Below are 16,852 nucleotides of genomic sequence, written 5' to 3' on the forward strand. Positions count from 1 at the left end.
AATATGGACGAATCATCTAGAGTTGGTATAATTGGTAGTGGGAGTTGGGCTACAGCTATAGCTAAAATGCTCACAAACAATGTACTCGAATTTAATTGGTATTTTCGAAATCCTAAGCACATAAAAAAGTTTAGGAAGCACGGCCATAATCCCAATTATTTAACTAGCGTTGATTTTGAAACAGATAAGGTTAACTTTTATTCTGACATCAACCATATTGTGGAAGAAAGTGATGTTTTAATCATTGCCATCCCATCTGCCTTTGTTAAAAATACTTTTAGCGAACTGTCTGTATCTCTTAAAGATAAATATGTTGTATCGGCAGTTAAAGGGTTAGTTTCTGAAGAAAATATGATAGTGGGTACTTTTTTAAACGAGTTTTATAAGGTACCCCTTGATAATATAGGTGTAATATCGGGCCCTTGTCACGCAGAGGAGGTAGCCCTTGAACGCTTATCCTATTTAACTATCGCGTCACAGGATGTTAAGAAAGCACGCGCTTTCGCTTCATTTTTAAGTTGCGGATACATTAAAACATCTGTGTCTGACGATATCTACGGAACCGAGTTTGCCGCTGTATTGAAAAATATTATGGCAGTTGCTTCAGGTATTTGTCACGGTATGGGATATGGAGACAACTTTCAGGCGGTGCTGATGTCTAATGGTATTCAGGAAATTAAACGCTTTGTAGACACGGTGCATCCGATTACTCGCGACATAAAAAGCTCAGCTTATTTAGGCGATTTATTGGTAACAGGATACTCTCAGTTTAGCCGTAACCGTACCTTTGGAACCATGATTGGTAAAGGTTACTCAGTAAAATATGCCCAAATGGAAATGTTGATGATTGCCGAGGGATATTATGCCGTTAAAAGCATTAAAGAAATCAACGAAAAGTACAAGGTTAATATGCCTATTACCGACGCGGTATACAACATTATCTACGAACGTATTTCACCATCAATTGAAATTCGGTTATTAACCGAAAACCTACGATAATTAATAGTCCTTATTCATAAAATCAATTTCACAATGGAAAACTTAAAAATTGATATCTCGAGAACTTTCGATTTTGTATCGGAAGAGAAAGTGAACGGATACAAAAGTGAGGTTGCCTCTCACCTGAAATCCTTATACGAAAAGTCAGGAAGAGGAAACGACTTTTTAGGTTGGGTAAACCTTCCAACAAGCATTGACGATGCTCAATTAGCCGATATTGAAGCTACAGCTGCTAGCTTAAAATCAAAAGCCGACATCGTTGTTGTAATCGGTATTGGAGGAAGTTACCTAGGAGCCAGAGCTGTTATCGACGCCATGTCAAATAGCTTTGATCACTTAATTACGGATAGAAAAAATCCTGTTGTAGTATACGCAGGTCAAAATATCGGTGAAGATTACACCGCTGAATTATTAGATCTTTTAAAAGATAAATCTTTTGCTTTAGTAGCTATTTCTAAATCAGGAACTACTACTGAACCTGCATTGGCATTCCGTTTATTAAAGGATTTATTAGAGAGCAAGTATTCTGCTGAAGAAGCAAAAGATCGTATTGTTGCTATTACAGATGCTAAAAAAGGTGCATTAAGAACTTTAGCTGACCAAAAAGGATATAAAACTTACGTTATTCCTGATGATGTTGGTGGTCGTTTTTCAGTATTAACTCCAGTTGGTTTATTACCTATTGCTGTAGCAGGTATTGATGTACGTGCTTTGGTAAAAGGAGCTCAGGACATGGAAAAAATTACTGCTGAAGAAGGCGAGAATAGTGCTGCTGCAACTTATGCTGCTGTACGTAACGAGCTTTACAGAAACGGTAAAGGGACTGAGATTTTAGTAAACTACCAACCAAAGCTTCACTTTGTTGCTGAGTGGTGGAAACAACTTTACGGAGAGAGCGAAGGAAAAGAAGAAAAAGGAATTTTCCCTGCTGCTGTTGATTTTTCTACTGATCTTCACTCAATGGGTCAATGGATTCAGGAAGGTGTAAGAAACATCTTTGAAACTATTGTTACTGTTTCTAACGCCAACAGAAAAGTTGAAGTACCCACTGATGCTGCTGACTTAGATGGTCTAAACTTTTTAGCTGGAAAACGTGTGGACTATGTAAATAAAATGGCTGAGTTAGGTACTTTATTAGCTCACGTTGATGGTGGTGTTCCAAACATTAAAGTTGAAATTCCTGAGTTAAACGAGTATTACCTGGGTCAATTATTATATTTCTTTGAGATTGCTTGTGGTATCAGTGGTTACATTTTAGATGTAAATCCATTTGATCAGCCAGGAGTAGAGGCTTACAAGAAAAACATGTTCGCTTTATTAGAAAAGCCAGGTTTTGAAGCTGAAACTGCAGCATTAAAAGCGAAGTTATAGAACTTCATTATCTACAGATATACAAGCCCGAGGATATATTTCTTCGGGCTTTTTTTATAATCGCGCTAGCGACATTTCCGCAGTATTTAAATAAAATAAGTTGTCTTTATAATAGGAAAAGCCTAATTTCTGAAAAAAAGCGTACAACTTTAATTGTACCGTTTCCTCGTCAAATGAACCATCCTCATAACGCATTGATTTGGTAAAGTCATCCAAGTTTTCACCCACTATTCTTTTTCTTTTAGTAACAGAAGTTTGAAACGGCACAACCTGAATGCATAAGGTAGAAAACATCGACTTAAATCGACATAGAAAGTCGGTAAGCGTATAAACTCCAATTCCCTTTCCTCTAAAACCAGGAAGTAAATCCAAGTCATGAATAATACACAAATTTCCCTTTTGCTCCGCATTGATGTCATTTAAAAATTGACCATTATCAAGCCTTATAAATTTAGAACAGATATGAATCAACTCTTCTTGTTCCTGCAAAACATCCAAAGGACTTTTATTGAGTTCAATAATTTGATTTACCAAAACAATTGAAAAATTAAAACGTCCCACTTTAAGTGGAGTACCTGACGATTTTTGAACAAATATTTCAGCCTTAAAATTATTAATAAACTTACAAGCACCGTCTTCCTGAAAATCTGAATCTAATTGATAATTAATAGAATAGTCAAATGAACCCATAAATAACCTGTTATGTGACGCCAAACAAGGTAATTATTTATTCAAGATTATCACAATTTCAGGTATAAAAAAAGCTACCCAAGAGTAGCTTAAATATATTATTCCGATAGGATTTTACTAGTAATACTTTTGTCCACCCGAAGAGCTTACTCCAGTTATTAAGATACCACCTTTATCAATTTTCAATTTCTTTTTACCGTTGGTTCCTTTGGCCTGCAAACCACCAGAAGAGGCTGTCAAATCAAAAGATAATTCTTCCGATCCATTGGTCAACCCCATTTTAATACCACCCGATGAAGATTTGAAAGACGAATTCCCTGTTAAAGAAATATTTTCACCATACTGACCTCCACTCGATGTATTTACCTTTAGCGCTCCTTCAATATCTCTTAACTTGATGCTTCCAGAACTGGCCTTAGCAGTAACATCACCTTTGATTCCAGAAATATTTAAACTACCAGAAGATGCTGTTGCTTTTACATTTCCTGCAATCATTTTTATGTTTTGTGATCCAGATGAGCACGTAGTAGTCACATTACCCTTAATATCCTCCATCTTAATACTTCCTGAGGAACAAGTCGCTCTAGTTTCTCCACCAATTTTAGATAAATACTGACTACCCGAAGAACAAGTTGAAGTTAAGTTACCACTAATATTAATTGCTTTAATGCTACCTGAACTTGCAGAAACCTTTAGGTTACTATCAATATTTTCAGCCTTTACACTTCCTGAACTTGCGGACAAATCAACGATGCTTTGACCAATATTGGCTACATAAACACTACCCGAGGAATTCTTTACGGTAATATTTGTATTGCCTGGAACCTTAAAGTCAAGCATTCCTTTAAACGAACCTCTGTACGAATTCGGCTTATCGATCCAAACCTCTAGTGTAGATCCATTTTCTTCATATCTTATCTTGATATCATCGCGTTGTTTATTGGCTTTTATTTCGCCTTTAAAAGCAACCGTATTGGAACTATGACTATCAATATTAACAGCACAAAACGCACCTTTTACAACTACTGTAGCAATATTATCAAAGTCCTTTTCTGCCTGATCAATTACAATGTTTGCTTGCCCCGTAACCTCGTTTATAAAGCAGCTATTCATGGTAAGCATCACCACTGCCAACGCTAAATAAGTTTTTAAATTCTTCATGATAATTAAGTTAATGTTATAGATATTAGGTGAGACGCCTATAGATAAGTATAAGTTACAAAAGCTGTTAAAAAATAAATGGGAGACTATCTGCATAGCACAGCCAGTCTCCCACTCATCTATATAAATAAAATATTTCTATCCCAATATCATTCCGACAATGGTGGCCGAAAGCAAAGAAGCTAAAGTACCTGCAAGAAGGGCTTTAACACCCAGTTGAGTTAAAGTAACACGTTGTTTTGGGGCGATGGCTCCAATTCCTCCAATCTGAATTCCAATGGAAGCAAAATTAGCAAATCCACAAAGCACATAAGTCGCTATATAAATTGATTTTTGTTGCGCAAAAATACCAGCTTCTTTCATCTCACCAAGGCTTACGTAGCCAATAAACTCAGTCATAATAAGTTTCTCACCAAGTACTCTTCCTACTAAATCAATATCTTCGGCGCAAACGCCAATTAACCACATCAATGGCGAGAAAAAGTAGCCTAATAAAAACTGAAGGCTTAGTTCAGTGTAGTCTCCACCCGTAGCACTTGCAATTACCTCGTTTAACCCTGAATAATATCCAATTTTAAGGAAAATATAGTTGGCCATAGCTATAAAGGAAATAAAGACCAATAACATAGCTCCAACATTAACAGCTAACTTAAGTCCTTCTGTTGTTCCATTAGAGATAGCATCTAAAACATTTTTGCCAATTTTCTCCTGACTTACATTAACCTCGTTATCTATTTTTTCAGTTTGAGGAATTAATATCTTTGAAATAACTACTACGCCTGGAGCTGCCATAATAGAAGCTGCTAAAAGATGTTTGGCATACATTACTTCCTGCACAGGGTCACCTCCACCAAGTATTTTAATATAAACCGCTAAAACACCACCTGCTAAAGTGGCCATTCCTCCAGACATAACCAATAGCATTTCAGAGCGATTCATTTTATCCAAATATGCCTTAATCATTAAGGGCGACTCTGTCTGCCCTAAAAAAATATTTCCTGCTACAGAAAGACTCTCGGCTCCAGACAATCTCAATAGCTTTGTCATAGCTAGTGCTAAAACATAAACCACTTTTTGAATAATCCCATAATAAAATAATAAACTGGTCAGGGCTGAAAAAAAGATAATAGTTGGCAGAATAGTTATTGCAAAATTCACTAATGGCGACTCAATCACTCCTGAGCCAAAACTTTTAAATAGAAAAGCGGTTCCTGCTTCGGTAAAATTAAGTACCTGAACGAATATTTTACTTACAAACTCAAAAATAGATTGTACAAATGGAATATTTAAAATAGATATAGCTAATACAAGCTGAATAGATATACCTACACCTACTACCTTCCAATTAATGGCTTTCCTGTTAGAACTAAAAACCCAAGCGATTCCAATTAGAACGCACATTCCTATAATTCCACGTATAATACTTATAGCCGAAATTCCTGAACTTTGAGAGGTATCAATAGCGGAGTCAGCAAAAGAGGGTTGTGCTATTGCCAACAATAGCATAGCAATGATAGGTACTGCCTTTTTAATCATGTAAGTTGGGTGTAATTATTAATCTTAAAACAAGCTATTAAGAAGCACTTCGTCGTTGAATTTCATCTCTAATATCCGAAGCCTTTTCATAGTCTTCGTTTCCGATAGCCTCATCCAACAACTTATTTAAATCATCCAGCGATTTTTTAGTGTATTTAGATTCACCACCTTTAGCTGCTTGTTCGTCTACATCTAACTCAATTTCCTGGTCTTTATTAACATCCAGAACAATACCTGCCGATTCAATAATAGATTCGTAAGTATAAATAGGGCAATTAAAACGTAATGATAATGCAACCGCATCCGAGGTTCTTGAATCTATCCTTACTTGTTCACCTTCCTTTTTACAAACTAACTCAGAATAAAAGATACCTTCCTCCAGTTTATAAATAACTACCTCGATAATTTCAATATCAAAGGCTTTAGAATAATTCAAGAATAAATCGTGTGTTAATGGACGAGGTGGCTCTAGTCCCTCTAGCTTAATCGCAATAGATTGTGCCTCTACACCTCCAATAATAATTGGAATTCTTCTTTCCCCATCTTCCTCGGCAAGAACTAACGCATAAGCGCCAGATTGAGTTTGGCTATAGGATAAGCCAAGTATATTTAGTTTAATTTTCTTTTTGCTCATAGACTAACTTCGTGGTTCGAAGACTCGTTTTATTGTACATTTACTAAGAACAAATATAACAAAATGTTTTTAACAAAGTTTATGCATGCACCCCTAATAACTTGGGTATTTTTGCTCATCTTACCACTTGTAATACCGTATAAATATTTCCTAATCAATCTGAATTTCACACTTTTAAATCAAATATTTTTGCAAGAACAAAATTAATGTCTACTTTTGCACTCCAATAATTCTCGCAAGGCCTGATAAAGTAGCTAATTATTAGAGAATAAGCTCGCCTTCTGGATGAAATTTTTAAACAATTTGTGATGTACGCGATTGTAGATATTGCAGGTCAGCAATTTAAAGTAGAAAAAGACAGCAAAATTTATGTACACCGTCTTGCTCAAGAAGAAGGTGCAGCTGTTGAATTTGAAAAAGTAATGTTAATCGACAATGATGGAACTGTTCAAGTAGGAGCTCCTGTTGTAGATGGCGCTAAAGTTACCGCTAAGGTACTTTCTCATGTTAAAGGTGATAAAGTAATCGTTTTCAAAAAGAAAAGAAGAAAAGGTTATAAGAAGAAAAACGGTCACCGTCAACAATTTACTCAAATTCAGGTTGAAGACATTTTAGTTGGATAATTAAAAAAATTAGAATAAGATGGCACATAAAAAAGGAGTCGGTAGTTCGAAAAACGGTAGAGAGTCCGAAAGTAAACGTTTAGGTGTTAAAATTTTTGGTGGTCAGGCCGCTAAAGCTGGAAACATCCTTGTTCGTCAAAGAGGAACTCAGCATCACCCTGGTGACAACGTAGGTATGGGAAAAGATCATACTTTATTTGCACTTATTGAGGGAACAGTAACATTCCGTAAAAAAAGAAACGACAAATCTTACGTATCAGTTGAGCCTTTCGCTGCTGAGTAAAAAAGATTTGTAAAGATTTTAAGAGTCTCCTGTTTTTGTTACTTTCGTAACGGATTCAGGAGATTTTTTTTTATCCTAATTAGTACCCTGAGAAACCGCTATTTTTAAGTCTTTGATAAGAAGACTAATCAACAATAAATTATACACCATATAATGCTTACGCTAAAATTTATTCGCGAAAACAAAGACGAAATTATTAACCGTCTTAAAATAAAACGTTTTGATGCCGCTGAGGTAGTTGAAAAAGTGATAGAACTTGACGATTTGCGTAGATCTACTCAAGGTGAGGTAGACCAAAAGCAAGCCGAGATGAATACACTTTCCAAGGAAATTGGAATGTTATTTAAACAAGGTAAGGCCCAGGAAGCAAACGAGGCCAAAGCAAAAACTGCAGATTTAAAAGAGCAAATTAAAGAATTAAACAACCAGTTGAACGAAGCAACTTCATCACTGGATATTGAAGTAGTGAAACTTCCTAACATACCTCACCCAAGTGTTCCTGAAGGAAATAGCGATGAAGACAATGTGGTTATTAAAGAAGGTGGTGTAATTAAAGAAGTTGAAGGAGAAAAAGCTCCACATTGGGACTTAATTGAAAAATACGATATCATTGATTTTAAACTAGGAACTAAAATTACTGGTGCTGGATTTCCTGTTTACAAAGGTAAGGGTGCAAGATTACAACGTGCTTTAATTAATTTCTTTTTAGATGAAGGTGAAAAAGCAGGTTACAATGAGGTACTTCCTCCAATATTAGTAAACGAAGATTCTGGTTTTGGAACAGGGCAATTACCTGATAAAGAAGGAATGATGTATCACGCAACAGCGGATAATTTATATTTAATTCCTACCGCAGAAGTACCTGTTACCAATATATATAGAGATGAAGTGGTAAAAGAGGAGGAGCTTCCTTTAAAAAACATGGCTTATACTCCTTGCTTCCGTCGTGAGGCTGGTTCGTGGGGAGCACATGTACGTGGTTTAAATCGCTTACATCAGTTCGATAAAGTGGAGATTGTACAAATCTCGCATCCTGATAAATCATACGAAGCTTTAGATAGCATGGTTGCTCATGTAGAAAGCTTAGTCAACAAGCTAGGCTTACCATACCGAATCTTAAGACTATGCGGAGGAGACATCAGTTTTACCTCAGCCTTAACTTTTGACTTTGAGGTATATTCTGCTGCTCAAGAGCGATGGTTAGAAGTTAGTTCTGTATCCAACTTTGAGAATTACCAAGCCAACCGTTTAAAGTGTAGATTTAAAGGTAAGGATATGAAGAAGCCAGAGTTAGTGCATACCTTAAACGGAAGTGCTTTAGCTTTGCCTCGAATATTGGCCGCTATTTTAGAAAACAACCAAACTGCAGAAGGAATTAAAATTCCTGAGGTACTTGTACCTTATTGCGGTTTTGATATCATTAAATAAATAATACGATTGGCTCTTTAGGAGGTTATCTTAAAGAGCCATATCCATATAGAATATTAAAATTCATGTTTGTATTTAATACTACGTTTGTAATTGCACCCGCTAAATTTAACCAGTGGGAAAAATGGTTAAAGGGGACTTATAAGCCTTTAATTAAAACTGTTGTTCCTAAGTGTGAAGTGGGCATTTACGAAGTAATGACGGCTGAAGAGCAGAAGGAAAGAACAGTATCTGTTCAATGGAAAGTGAGTACTCCAGATGACTTAGAAATCATCAACAAACAATCTCCTGTTGTATTAGGCCAGATGAGTTCCGAATTTGGTCAGGATGTATTATACTTCAGCACCATTTTAAAATCTTTACAATAATTACGTGGTAAAGGAGCGTATTATATTAGGAATCGACCCTGGTACAACTGTAATGGGGTACGGTATTCTAAAGATAATAGGCAATAAACCATCTTTAGTTTCAATGGGTGTTCTTGAACTTCAAAAGTACGACAACCATTATATTAAACTAAGGAAAATATACGATACTGTTGTACGATTATGCGACAACTATCATCCCGACGAGTTAGCCATTGAAGCCCCTTTCTTTGGTAAAAACGTACAATCTATGCTAAAGCTTGGCCGTGCACAAGGAGTTGCCATGGCCGCTGCTCTATCCAGAGACTTACCCGTATTTGAATACGCTCCTCTTAAAATCAAACAAGCTATAACGGGTAATGGAGGTTCAAGCAAAGAACAGGTAGCCAATTTTCTTTCGCGCTATCTAAAAATTGAAGCACAGCCCAAATACCTTGATGCCACCGATGGCGTAGCCGCTGCCTTATGTCATTTCTTCCAAAATCAAAATTTAAAAGCTGAAAAAGGACCTAAGACCTGGAAGGATTTTATGAGCAAAAACCCCAATCGGGTTAAAAAATAATTTTCTAAGCTCAGCAGCAGTTATTTACATTCCCTTCTTTCTAAAGTGTCAATACTAATCACTTCATCACGATTATGTTCATAGCAAACTAAAAGTTTACCCTGTCATTTTTTACACATTAATACAATTAAATATACTCAAAGGCCAAATATTTAACATTCTTTGACTTTGTTCAGGAAATAATACATTATGATTTAGGGTAAAATTGTACACCTCAGTATTATATATTATACACAATCTGAATCTTTCCAATTAAAACTCACGATACCCTAACACCTCTCTTACTGACTCTTACAGAACATAGAATAGTAAATATCAGCACACAAAACTATAAACATTACTGAAAAGCACAATTCGTATTGATAAAAATATTAAATTCAATTGTAACATTATTTAACTTTTTTAAAACACCCCAAAACATTATACCTAATTAACATATGCAATTAATGAAATTGAATTTTAAAAACTATAGCACTATTAAATACAACCTTAAAAATTAAAGTATGAAAAAAAGCCTATTAAGTTTAATGTTATGCTTCCTGAGTTTTGCATTTATGCATGCTCAAAGCATTCAGGTATCGGGTAAAGTAACCGATGGTAGTAATGGGGATCCACTCCCTGGAGTATCCGTAGCAGTAGTTGGTACATCCACTGGTACTATTACCGACATTGATGGTAAGTACTCTCTTAGTGTACCAAGTGAAGCTACATTAGCAGTCTCTTTTATTGGTTATGCAATGCAACAAGTTGCGATTGCAGGTCAAAGCAATATTGATATTGTATTACAACCAGACTTAATCTCATTAGATGAAGTTGTTGCCGTTGGTTATGGAGTCGTTAAAAAAAGAGACGTTACAGGTTCGGTAGGTTCAGTATCTGCAGATAAATTGTTAGCACAACCAATTACATCATTAGATGCCGGTCTACAAGGAAAAATCGCAGGAGTTTCGGTACAACAAACCACCGGCGCACCAGGTCAGAAGATGAAAATTCGTATTCGTGGAGGGGCTTCTATTAACTATAGCAATGAGCCTCTATATGTAATTGATGGGTTTATAGGCGCAGATATTACTACAATAAACCCTAGTGATATTGCTACAATTGATGTATTAAAGGATGCCTCTGCTACCGCTGTATATGGTTCTCGTGGCGCAAATGGTGTAGTCCTTATCACAACAAATACTCCCAAAGCAGGCAAGTTTAAATTTTCTTTTGATGCGAATGCAGGTGTCAGCACTATGATTAATGAGTATAATAGATTATCAGCAGTTGACCAAATGTTACTAATGAACGAGCAAGACATTGCTGGAGATAAAGATCCAGCTTTTGATGAAGGCTTCATTAATCTTTATAGAACCGGCGAAAGAAAAGCAACTGATTGGACTGACCTACTAACTCAACAAGGAGTAACGCAAAACTACAGTTTTAATGCCACCGGTGGATCAGAAAAGATTCAGTATTATTTCTCAGCAAACTACAATGACGAAAAAGGAGTAATCAAAAACTCTTTTTATAAACGCGCTGCAGTTAGGTCTAACATTAAAGCTGCTTTATCCGACAAAATTGATTTAGTATTTAATACATATGGAACTAGTACTAAATCGCAAGCTAATGGACGTGGCACTGGAGGAAGAAATAACGTAATTGGGATGGGAACAATACATCCACAATTATGGGAACCATACATCACTGCTGACAATATTGATAGGTATCAAGCCGTGGATGAATTTGGTAAAAATAAATATCAAATAGGTGATATTATCGACCCTAATGATGACGACAACTTCAATGGTACATACCAAGCTGGAGGCGATGATAGTCCTCTACATAGGATTCGTCAGAATCAAGAAAGTTTTAGCGATAGGGTTATTTCTAATCTGGATTTAACGTTTGATCTAGGAGCCAATTTAACATTGTTTATTTCCAATTCAGGTAGTTACAACTCTACCTATAGTGGCTCTAGAGCTTTGGAGACATGGATAAAAGTACCTTCAGAAAATATAACTGCTCAACAAAGGTATGGAAGAAATGTAAGATGGATGAATACTGATATTTTAACTTACGAAAATGACTTTGGCAGACACCATTTAAAGGTTTCAGGGGTATACGAATATTCAAAGACCGTTAATCGCAACATGACAGGTTCCGTTGGGGAGCTTTCAACATTAGCTAATGAGTGGTACTTGTTAGGAAACGGTAAAAAGCCACTTAGTACAGTTTCAAATTACTACCAGCTAGCCATGAGATCTTGGATGGGTCGTGCAAACTATAGTTTTGCAGATAAATATTTATTTACTGCCTCTGTTCGTGCGGATGGAACCTCTGTATTTAGTGAGGATACTCGCTGGGGATACTTCCCATCAGCAGCTTTTGCTTGGAGAGCATCAGAAGAACCGTTTATTAGAGATATAGACTTTATTCACAATTTAAAACTAAGAGCGGGATTTGGTGCCACTGGTAATACTGCTATTGGTCCATATGTAGTTACACCAAGTATCGATGGAACTCCAAGCCAAAACCAAACATACTATCCAATGTATGGCGAATTAACAAGTGGAACAAGACCTGCATCACCAGCAAATAATGCCATTCAATGGGAAACAACAAAACAGTATAACTTCGGTCTTGATATTGCAGTACTGAATGGAAAATTATCTGCTGTACTTGATTTATATTCGAAGCAGAGTACCGATGTAATTATTGGAAAATCTATACCGAGACATTCTGGTTTTAATTCTTACACAGATAATGTTGCCGAAATTCACAACAAAGGTTTTGAACTTGGAATAACTTGGAATATTATAAACAATAGTGATTTTAACTGGGATGCTAACTTCAATATCGCACGAAATGTGAATGAGGTAGTAGACCTAGGTGGAGATTCAGATCAAATATTTATTGCCAATGAAGAAGCAATTGGTATGTGGGGACAAGGAACTAAGTTTGTGGTTCAAAAAGGTGAATCTATGGGGTCTTTCTACGGATTAAAAAAAATTGGCCTTTGGCAACCGGGAGAAACTACGTATCATAAAGCTAAACCAGGAGAAACTAAATATGAAGATGTTAATGAAGATGGAAAATACACGGCTTCTGATCGTCAGATTATTGGTAATGCCTCTCCTGATTTTACCTACGCTTTAAATACAAGTTTAATGTATAAAGGGGTTGACCTTAACATACAATGCGTAGGTTCGCAAGGAAATGAAATTTACAACTACTCAGAAAGTGTTATGCAAGAACAGGCTAGAATTGTAAGTTCTAAATATCTAGACAGATGGACTCCTGATAACCCAAACTCTGACCAACAAACAATGCCAGTTGGTAACGACCAATCCATGAAGCACTTAGTCAGTCAACATGTTGAAGATGGTAGCTTCTTTAAAATAAGTAACATTACATTGGGCTACACCTTACCCAAAAAGCTTACCGACAAAGCTAAATTGGGCAATGTTAGATTTTATGCAAGCATGGACAATGTTCTTACAATCACAGGCTATACTGGTTTAGATCCCGAAGCATCAAGTACAAATCTACAGAGTGATTCTCAAGCAGGAATTGATGCCTTCTCATACCCATTAACTCGAACAGTAAGAGGTGGAGTTAAAATTAATTTCTAGAACATATATGCAATAAAAAATAAAAAAAATCATATGAAACTAAATATATTCAAATACATTACTCCAATCATAGTCTTATCAGCTACACTACTTAGTAGTTGCGAAGAATTAGAGTTGGATACAAAAGGGACAGTACCTGAAGAAAACTATTTTACCATTGAAAATGCCCTAGAACCAGCAGTAGTTGGTATATATGCAAGAGTACACAGAGGAACTTGGGCTCTTGATCAATGTGCACCATACTACGGAGCTGACGATCTAACATCTAGAACTGGCAGTAACAAACAACCTGTACTAGAAGCAGATCAGTTTGCTCGAACCGATGGTAATAGCTGGGTAGCTAACACCTATAACCTATATTACGATGCAATAAATGCATGTAATAGTTTAATTAGTGGAGTTGAGCGCGATGGTGAAAACCTAGATCCTGCTCAAGCCACTAATGCAATAGCTAATGCAAGATTCATTAGGGGTATGTTGTACTTTAGATTAGCCACTAGTTTCAAGAATATTCCGATGCCATTAACTTCAGAGCTTGACTTGACTATATCTAGAACTCCTTATCAGGAGGTAATGAACCAAGTAATAAGTGATTTGAAATATGCAGAGAAATTTTTGAATAGTGCAAGAGACGGAAATCCTGAAGCTATAGATGGACATGCAACAATAGTTGCGGCTAAAGCTTTTTTAGCTAAAACTTATATGCAGCTGACAGGATACCCTACTGATTTAACATCTATTATCGTTGGCGATGAAACAATAATTTTATGGGACGAGGTTCAGCGATTAACAAAGGAAATTATTGATGAAGGAAAGTATTCCTTAACGGATGATTTTGCAGCCTGTTTTCAGGAGCCAACTCAAATAAATAAGGAAATGATATTTTCTCATATGTGCACTAGAGGTGCAGGGGCCGTAAAGGCCGAGAGTAGGTATTATGGTTTTAAATGGCGCGATTGGGGAGATTGTTATCTGGAACATAAGTTTTCAGACGCTTATCCTGATGGATATCGCAGACATTTTTCTATAGTTACAATTGCTGATACAATTACTAAAACTGATAAAACAACTAAAGAGTACAAGCCATTTATTAAAACCTGGAAGCATCCTATGGTATCTAAGTTTTCATATGGTACGATTAAAGGAAACCCTGGATTTGAGCATAAATGGCAAACCTCTAATGACTGTCCTGCAATGCGCACGGCTGAGGTTTACTTAATGTATGCAGAAGCTTGTGCCAGAAAAAGCGAATTTACTGAAGCCAAAAGATATTTAAATTACATTAAGAGAAGAGCCTCTGCAAGAGGAACAACTACTCAGGCTGAAGCACAAGCATTACCAATGGGTTTCTGGATGGATGACTCTTATACTATGGATGATTATTCAGGAGCTGACGTGGTGGATGAATTGGTTGATGCAATAGTTATGGAACGTGCTTATGAGTTCCTTGGAGAAACAGGAGGAAACAGATGGTTGGACTTATTACGCCTTAGAAGAATTGCTGAGGTAAATGAGTATAGAAAAACAGCGGACAATGAGGAAGAAATGATTGGTGACCCCGCAGATGAAACTCAATGGTGGACACCGCTTCCGGGAACAGAGTTGATACTAAATCCAAATTTAGTAGAGTAACTATAGAATTAGTGATGTATTTGAGGCCTCCAATTCTGGGGGCCTTTTTTATTTACCACTTCTCAACAACACCAATCCTCTTCCTCCATTCCTCAGGAATAACCATTGAAGTATGATTTTGTGGATTAAAACCTACCATCACTGATTTACAGGTAGCTTTAAGGATTTCTTTATCATCATAAACATGCTGGGTAAGCTGCATACTTTTATTTCCGATAGAAGTGATTTTTGTTTTCACAATTAAGGAATCTGAAAGAAATACAGGGGCAATGAAATCGGTTTTTATGGAAGCAACAATAGCTCCAAATTTACTCCAATTCACCTTATTATCAAACACCTTGTTAAAATAGCCTAGCCTACCAAGATCGAAATACTCTTGAAGCGTAGTATTATTGACATGACCTAGGCCATCAATATCGTTAAATCTTATTTGAATTGAATCTTGGTGATTAAATACAATTTTTTCCTCGCTCATCCTATTCTCTTATAACTTGTACCAAACCATCCACTTCAAGTTTAACTATACTGGAAGGAGCAGGATTATTAGTTTCATCTTGCCTATACCCTACTATGTAATCTACACCTTTTTTTACTTCCTCAGATATTTCTCCAAAGAATTTAGGTGAAGGCTGGCCACTGATATTAGCTGAAGTGGAAACAATCGGCTTCTTAAATCTTTCGCAAAGCTTTTTCGAGAATTCCTCTTTGGTGATTCTAATTCCAACACTTTTATCCTCTGCCAATAGATTTTTGGCCAAGTTTTTAGCGTTTGGATAAATAATGGTGATAGGTTTTGTACTCAGCTCAATCATATCCCAAGCCATTTCTGGCACTTCAACAACATATGAATTAAGCTTAGCATCGTTACCCAATAAAACCAACATGCTTTTACTGTCCTCACGCTGCTTTAAAGCGTACACCTTTTTCACAGCCTCTTCATTGGTAGCATCACAACCTATCCCCCAAATAGTATCCGTTGGATAAAGAATCAAACCTCCTTGCTGAAGTACTTCAACCGCTTTTTTAATATCGTCAGTCATTATATCAGTCATTAGTTAAATGGTCATTGGTCATTAGTTACTACCTACTATTGACCAATGACTAATAAGCTTATTAAACCGCTACGTTATTTTCGCGCAAAGCATCGTTTAACGAAGTCTTTTTATCAGTAGATTCCTTACGTTGCCCAATAATTAAAGCACAAGGAACTTGATATTCTCCTGCTGGGAATTTTTTAGTGTAAGTACCTGGAATAACTACAGAACGTGGAGGAACATAACCTTTAAATTCAACAGGCTTATCTCCGGTAACATCAATAATTTTAGTAGACATAGTAAGTACTACATTAGCACCTAAAACAGCTTCTTTACCAACTCTACATCCTTCAACTACAATACAACGAGAACCAATAAATGCGTCATCCTCAATAATACATGGAGAAGCTTGAATTGGCTCAAGTACACCACCGATACCAACACCACCACTTAAGTGAACATTTTTACCGATTTGTGCACAACTACCAACAGTAGCCCAAGTATCAACCATTGTACCAGCATCAACGTAAGCTCCAATATTAGTATAAGATGGCATTAAAACAACACCACTTGAAATATAAGCACCATAACGAGCAACAGCATGAGGTACTACGCGGATACCTAATTTAGCATAGTCTTTTTTAAGCGCCATTTTATCATGAAACTCTAATGGACCAGCTTCTATAGTTTCCATTTTTTGAATAGGGAAATAAAGAATAACTGCTTTCTTCACCCACTCATTCACTTGCCAATCGTCACCTTTGGGCTCAGCTACACGAATTTTACCTTTATCTAGCATCTCCATTAACTCACGGATAACATCTTGTGTTTCCGTTTTCTTTAAAAGATCCCTGTTTTCCCAGGCTTGCTCAACAACTTCTTTGTATTGCTCTAACATGATTGTTCTAATTTATAAT

Annotated in this window: 16 protein-coding genes; 9 read left to right on the forward strand and 7 right to left on the reverse strand. The window is 36.4% G+C overall.

Features of this window, described 5'->3' with window-relative positions; genetic code table 11:
• Positions 1-3: 3 nt before the first annotated feature.
• The gene (locus A8L32_RS09465) at positions 4-999 is read left to right on the forward strand and encodes an NAD(P)H-dependent glycerol-3-phosphate dehydrogenase (protein ID WP_066630111.1); all 996 of its coding nucleotides are present in this window, start codon (positions 4-6) and stop codon (positions 997-999) included.
• Between the two features lie 33 nt (positions 1,000-1,032).
• Positions 1,033-2,370 (forward strand): glucose-6-phosphate isomerase, encoded by a 1,338-nt coding sequence (locus tag A8L32_RS09470; protein WP_066630113.1) that lies wholly within the window; start codon positions 1,033-1,035, stop codon positions 2,368-2,370.
• Between the two features lie 54 nt (positions 2,371-2,424).
• Here A8L32_RS09470 and A8L32_RS09475 read toward each other — a convergent pair whose 3' ends face one another.
• From A8L32_RS09475 to A8L32_RS09490, 4 genes are all read right to left on the reverse strand, one after another.
• Complete coding sequence (locus A8L32_RS09475) at positions 2,425-3,060, reverse strand: hypothetical protein (protein WP_066630118.1); 636 nt, start codon at positions 3,058-3,060, stop codon at positions 2,425-2,427.
• A gap of 117 nt (positions 3,061-3,177) precedes the next feature.
• On the reverse strand, positions 3,178-4,221 hold the full coding sequence (locus A8L32_RS09480; RefSeq protein ID WP_066630120.1) for a DUF4097 family beta strand repeat-containing protein: 1,044 nt from the start codon (positions 4,219-4,221) through the stop codon (positions 3,178-3,180).
• Positions 4,222-4,359: 138 nt separating this feature from the next.
• A complete protein-coding gene (locus tag A8L32_RS09485; RefSeq protein WP_066630122.1) occupies positions 4,360-5,757 on the reverse strand; it encodes a NupC/NupG family nucleoside CNT transporter in 1,398 nt (465 codons plus the stop codon).
• 37 nt (positions 5,758-5,794) lie between these two features.
• The gene (locus tag A8L32_RS09490) at positions 5,795-6,391 is read right to left on the reverse strand and encodes a bifunctional nuclease family protein (protein WP_066630124.1); all 597 of its coding nucleotides are present in this window, start codon (positions 6,389-6,391) and stop codon (positions 5,795-5,797) included.
• A gap of 308 nt (positions 6,392-6,699) precedes the next feature.
• On the opposite strand from A8L32_RS09490, the gene rplU reads away from it, so the two are divergent.
• From rplU to A8L32_RS09525, 7 genes are all read left to right on the forward strand, one after another.
• Positions 6,700-7,014: a 50S ribosomal protein L21 gene (gene rplU, locus A8L32_RS09495; protein WP_066630125.1), complete on the forward strand. Its 315-nt coding sequence runs from the start codon at positions 6,700-6,702 to the stop codon at positions 7,012-7,014.
• A 19-nt stretch (positions 7,015-7,033) separates the two neighbouring features.
• The gene (gene rpmA, locus A8L32_RS09500; RefSeq protein WP_066630127.1) at positions 7,034-7,297 is read left to right on the forward strand and encodes a 50S ribosomal protein L27; all 264 of its coding nucleotides are present in this window, start codon (positions 7,034-7,036) and stop codon (positions 7,295-7,297) included.
• A gap of 153 nt (positions 7,298-7,450) precedes the next feature.
• Positions 7,451-8,725, forward strand: coding sequence for a serine--tRNA ligase (serS, locus tag A8L32_RS09505; protein ID WP_066630129.1), 1,275 nt, complete (start codon positions 7,451-7,453; stop codon positions 8,723-8,725).
• A 65-nt stretch (positions 8,726-8,790) separates the two neighbouring features.
• A complete protein-coding gene (locus tag A8L32_RS09510) occupies positions 8,791-9,093 on the forward strand; it encodes a DUF4286 family protein (protein WP_066630131.1) in 303 nt (100 codons plus the stop codon).
• Between the two features lie 4 nt (positions 9,094-9,097).
• Positions 9,098-9,652, forward strand: a complete 555-nt coding sequence (gene ruvC, locus A8L32_RS09515) for a crossover junction endodeoxyribonuclease RuvC (protein ID WP_066630135.1) — start codon at positions 9,098-9,100, stop codon at positions 9,650-9,652.
• 503 nt (positions 9,653-10,155) lie between these two features.
• Positions 10,156-13,269, forward strand: coding sequence for a SusC/RagA family TonB-linked outer membrane protein (locus A8L32_RS09520; RefSeq protein WP_075590477.1), 3,114 nt, complete (start codon positions 10,156-10,158; stop codon positions 13,267-13,269).
• A gap of 33 nt (positions 13,270-13,302) precedes the next feature.
• A complete protein-coding gene (locus A8L32_RS09525) occupies positions 13,303-14,901 on the forward strand; it encodes a RagB/SusD family nutrient uptake outer membrane protein (protein WP_066630137.1) in 1,599 nt (532 codons plus the stop codon).
• A 52-nt stretch (positions 14,902-14,953) separates the two neighbouring features.
• On the opposite strand, the gene A8L32_RS09530 is transcribed toward A8L32_RS09525, so the two are convergent.
• From A8L32_RS09530 to A8L32_RS09540, 3 genes are all read right to left on the reverse strand, one after another.
• A complete protein-coding gene (locus A8L32_RS09530; RefSeq protein WP_066630141.1) occupies positions 14,954-15,376 on the reverse strand; it encodes an acyl-CoA thioesterase in 423 nt (140 codons plus the stop codon).
• Between the two features lies 1 nt (position 15,377).
• Positions 15,378-15,953, reverse strand: coding sequence for an L-threonylcarbamoyladenylate synthase (locus A8L32_RS09535; RefSeq protein WP_066630143.1), 576 nt, complete (start codon positions 15,951-15,953; stop codon positions 15,378-15,380).
• Between the two features lie 61 nt (positions 15,954-16,014).
• The gene (locus A8L32_RS09540) at positions 16,015-16,833 is read right to left on the reverse strand and encodes a 2,3,4,5-tetrahydropyridine-2,6-dicarboxylate N-succinyltransferase (protein ID WP_066630145.1); all 819 of its coding nucleotides are present in this window, start codon (positions 16,831-16,833) and stop codon (positions 16,015-16,017) included.
• Positions 16,834-16,852: the final 19 nt, after the last annotated feature.

The sequence above is a fragment of the Labilibacter marinus genome (assembly GCF_001659685.2).
Lineage (GTDB): Bacteria > Bacteroidota > Bacteroidia > Bacteroidales > Marinilabiliaceae > Saccharicrinis > Saccharicrinis marinus.

What these genes read in the sequence shown, in the direction of transcription:
- rpmA (WP_066630127.1), top strand. Translation starts at nt 7,034, where the DNA reads ATGGCACATAAAAAAGGAGTCGGTAGTTCGAAAAACGGTAGAGAGTCC.
- A8L32_RS09520 (WP_075590477.1), top strand. Translation starts at nt 10,156, where the DNA reads ATGAAAAAAAGCCTATTAAGTTTAATGTTATGCTTCCTGAGTTTTGCA.
- A8L32_RS09525 (WP_066630137.1), top strand. Translation starts at nt 13,303, where the DNA reads ATGAAACTAAATATATTCAAATACATTACTCCAATCATAGTCTTATCA.
- serS (WP_066630129.1), top strand. Translation starts at nt 7,451, where the DNA reads ATGCTTACGCTAAAATTTATTCGCGAAAACAAAGACGAAATTATTAAC.
- A8L32_RS09470 (WP_066630113.1), top strand. Translation starts at nt 1,033, where the DNA reads ATGGAAAACTTAAAAATTGATATCTCGAGAACTTTCGATTTTGTATCG.
- A8L32_RS09490 (WP_066630124.1), bottom strand. Translation starts at nt 6,391, where the DNA reads ATGAGCAAAAAGAAAATTAAACTAAATATACTTGGCTTATCCTATAGC.
- A8L32_RS09535 (WP_066630143.1), bottom strand. Translation starts at nt 15,953, where the DNA reads ATGACTGATATAATGACTGACGATATTAAAAAAGCGGTTGAAGTACTT.
- A8L32_RS09530 (WP_066630141.1), bottom strand. Translation starts at nt 15,376, where the DNA reads ATGAGCGAGGAAAAAATTGTATTTAATCACCAAGATTCAATTCAAATA.
- A8L32_RS09510 (WP_066630131.1), top strand. Translation starts at nt 8,791, where the DNA reads ATGTTTGTATTTAATACTACGTTTGTAATTGCACCCGCTAAATTTAAC.
- rplU (WP_066630125.1), top strand. Translation starts at nt 6,700, where the DNA reads ATGTACGCGATTGTAGATATTGCAGGTCAGCAATTTAAAGTAGAAAAA.
- A8L32_RS09480 (WP_066630120.1), bottom strand. Translation starts at nt 4,221, where the DNA reads ATGAAGAATTTAAAAACTTATTTAGCGTTGGCAGTGGTGATGCTTACC.
- A8L32_RS09475 (WP_066630118.1), bottom strand. Translation starts at nt 3,060, where the DNA reads ATGGGTTCATTTGACTATTCTATTAATTATCAATTAGATTCAGATTTT.
- A8L32_RS09465 (WP_066630111.1), top strand. Translation starts at nt 4, where the DNA reads ATGGACGAATCATCTAGAGTTGGTATAATTGGTAGTGGGAGTTGGGCT.
- A8L32_RS09485 (WP_066630122.1), bottom strand. Translation starts at nt 5,757, where the DNA reads ATGATTAAAAAGGCAGTACCTATCATTGCTATGCTATTGTTGGCAATA.
- A8L32_RS09540 (WP_066630145.1), bottom strand. Translation starts at nt 16,833, where the DNA reads ATGTTAGAGCAATACAAAGAAGTTGTTGAGCAAGCCTGGGAAAACAGG.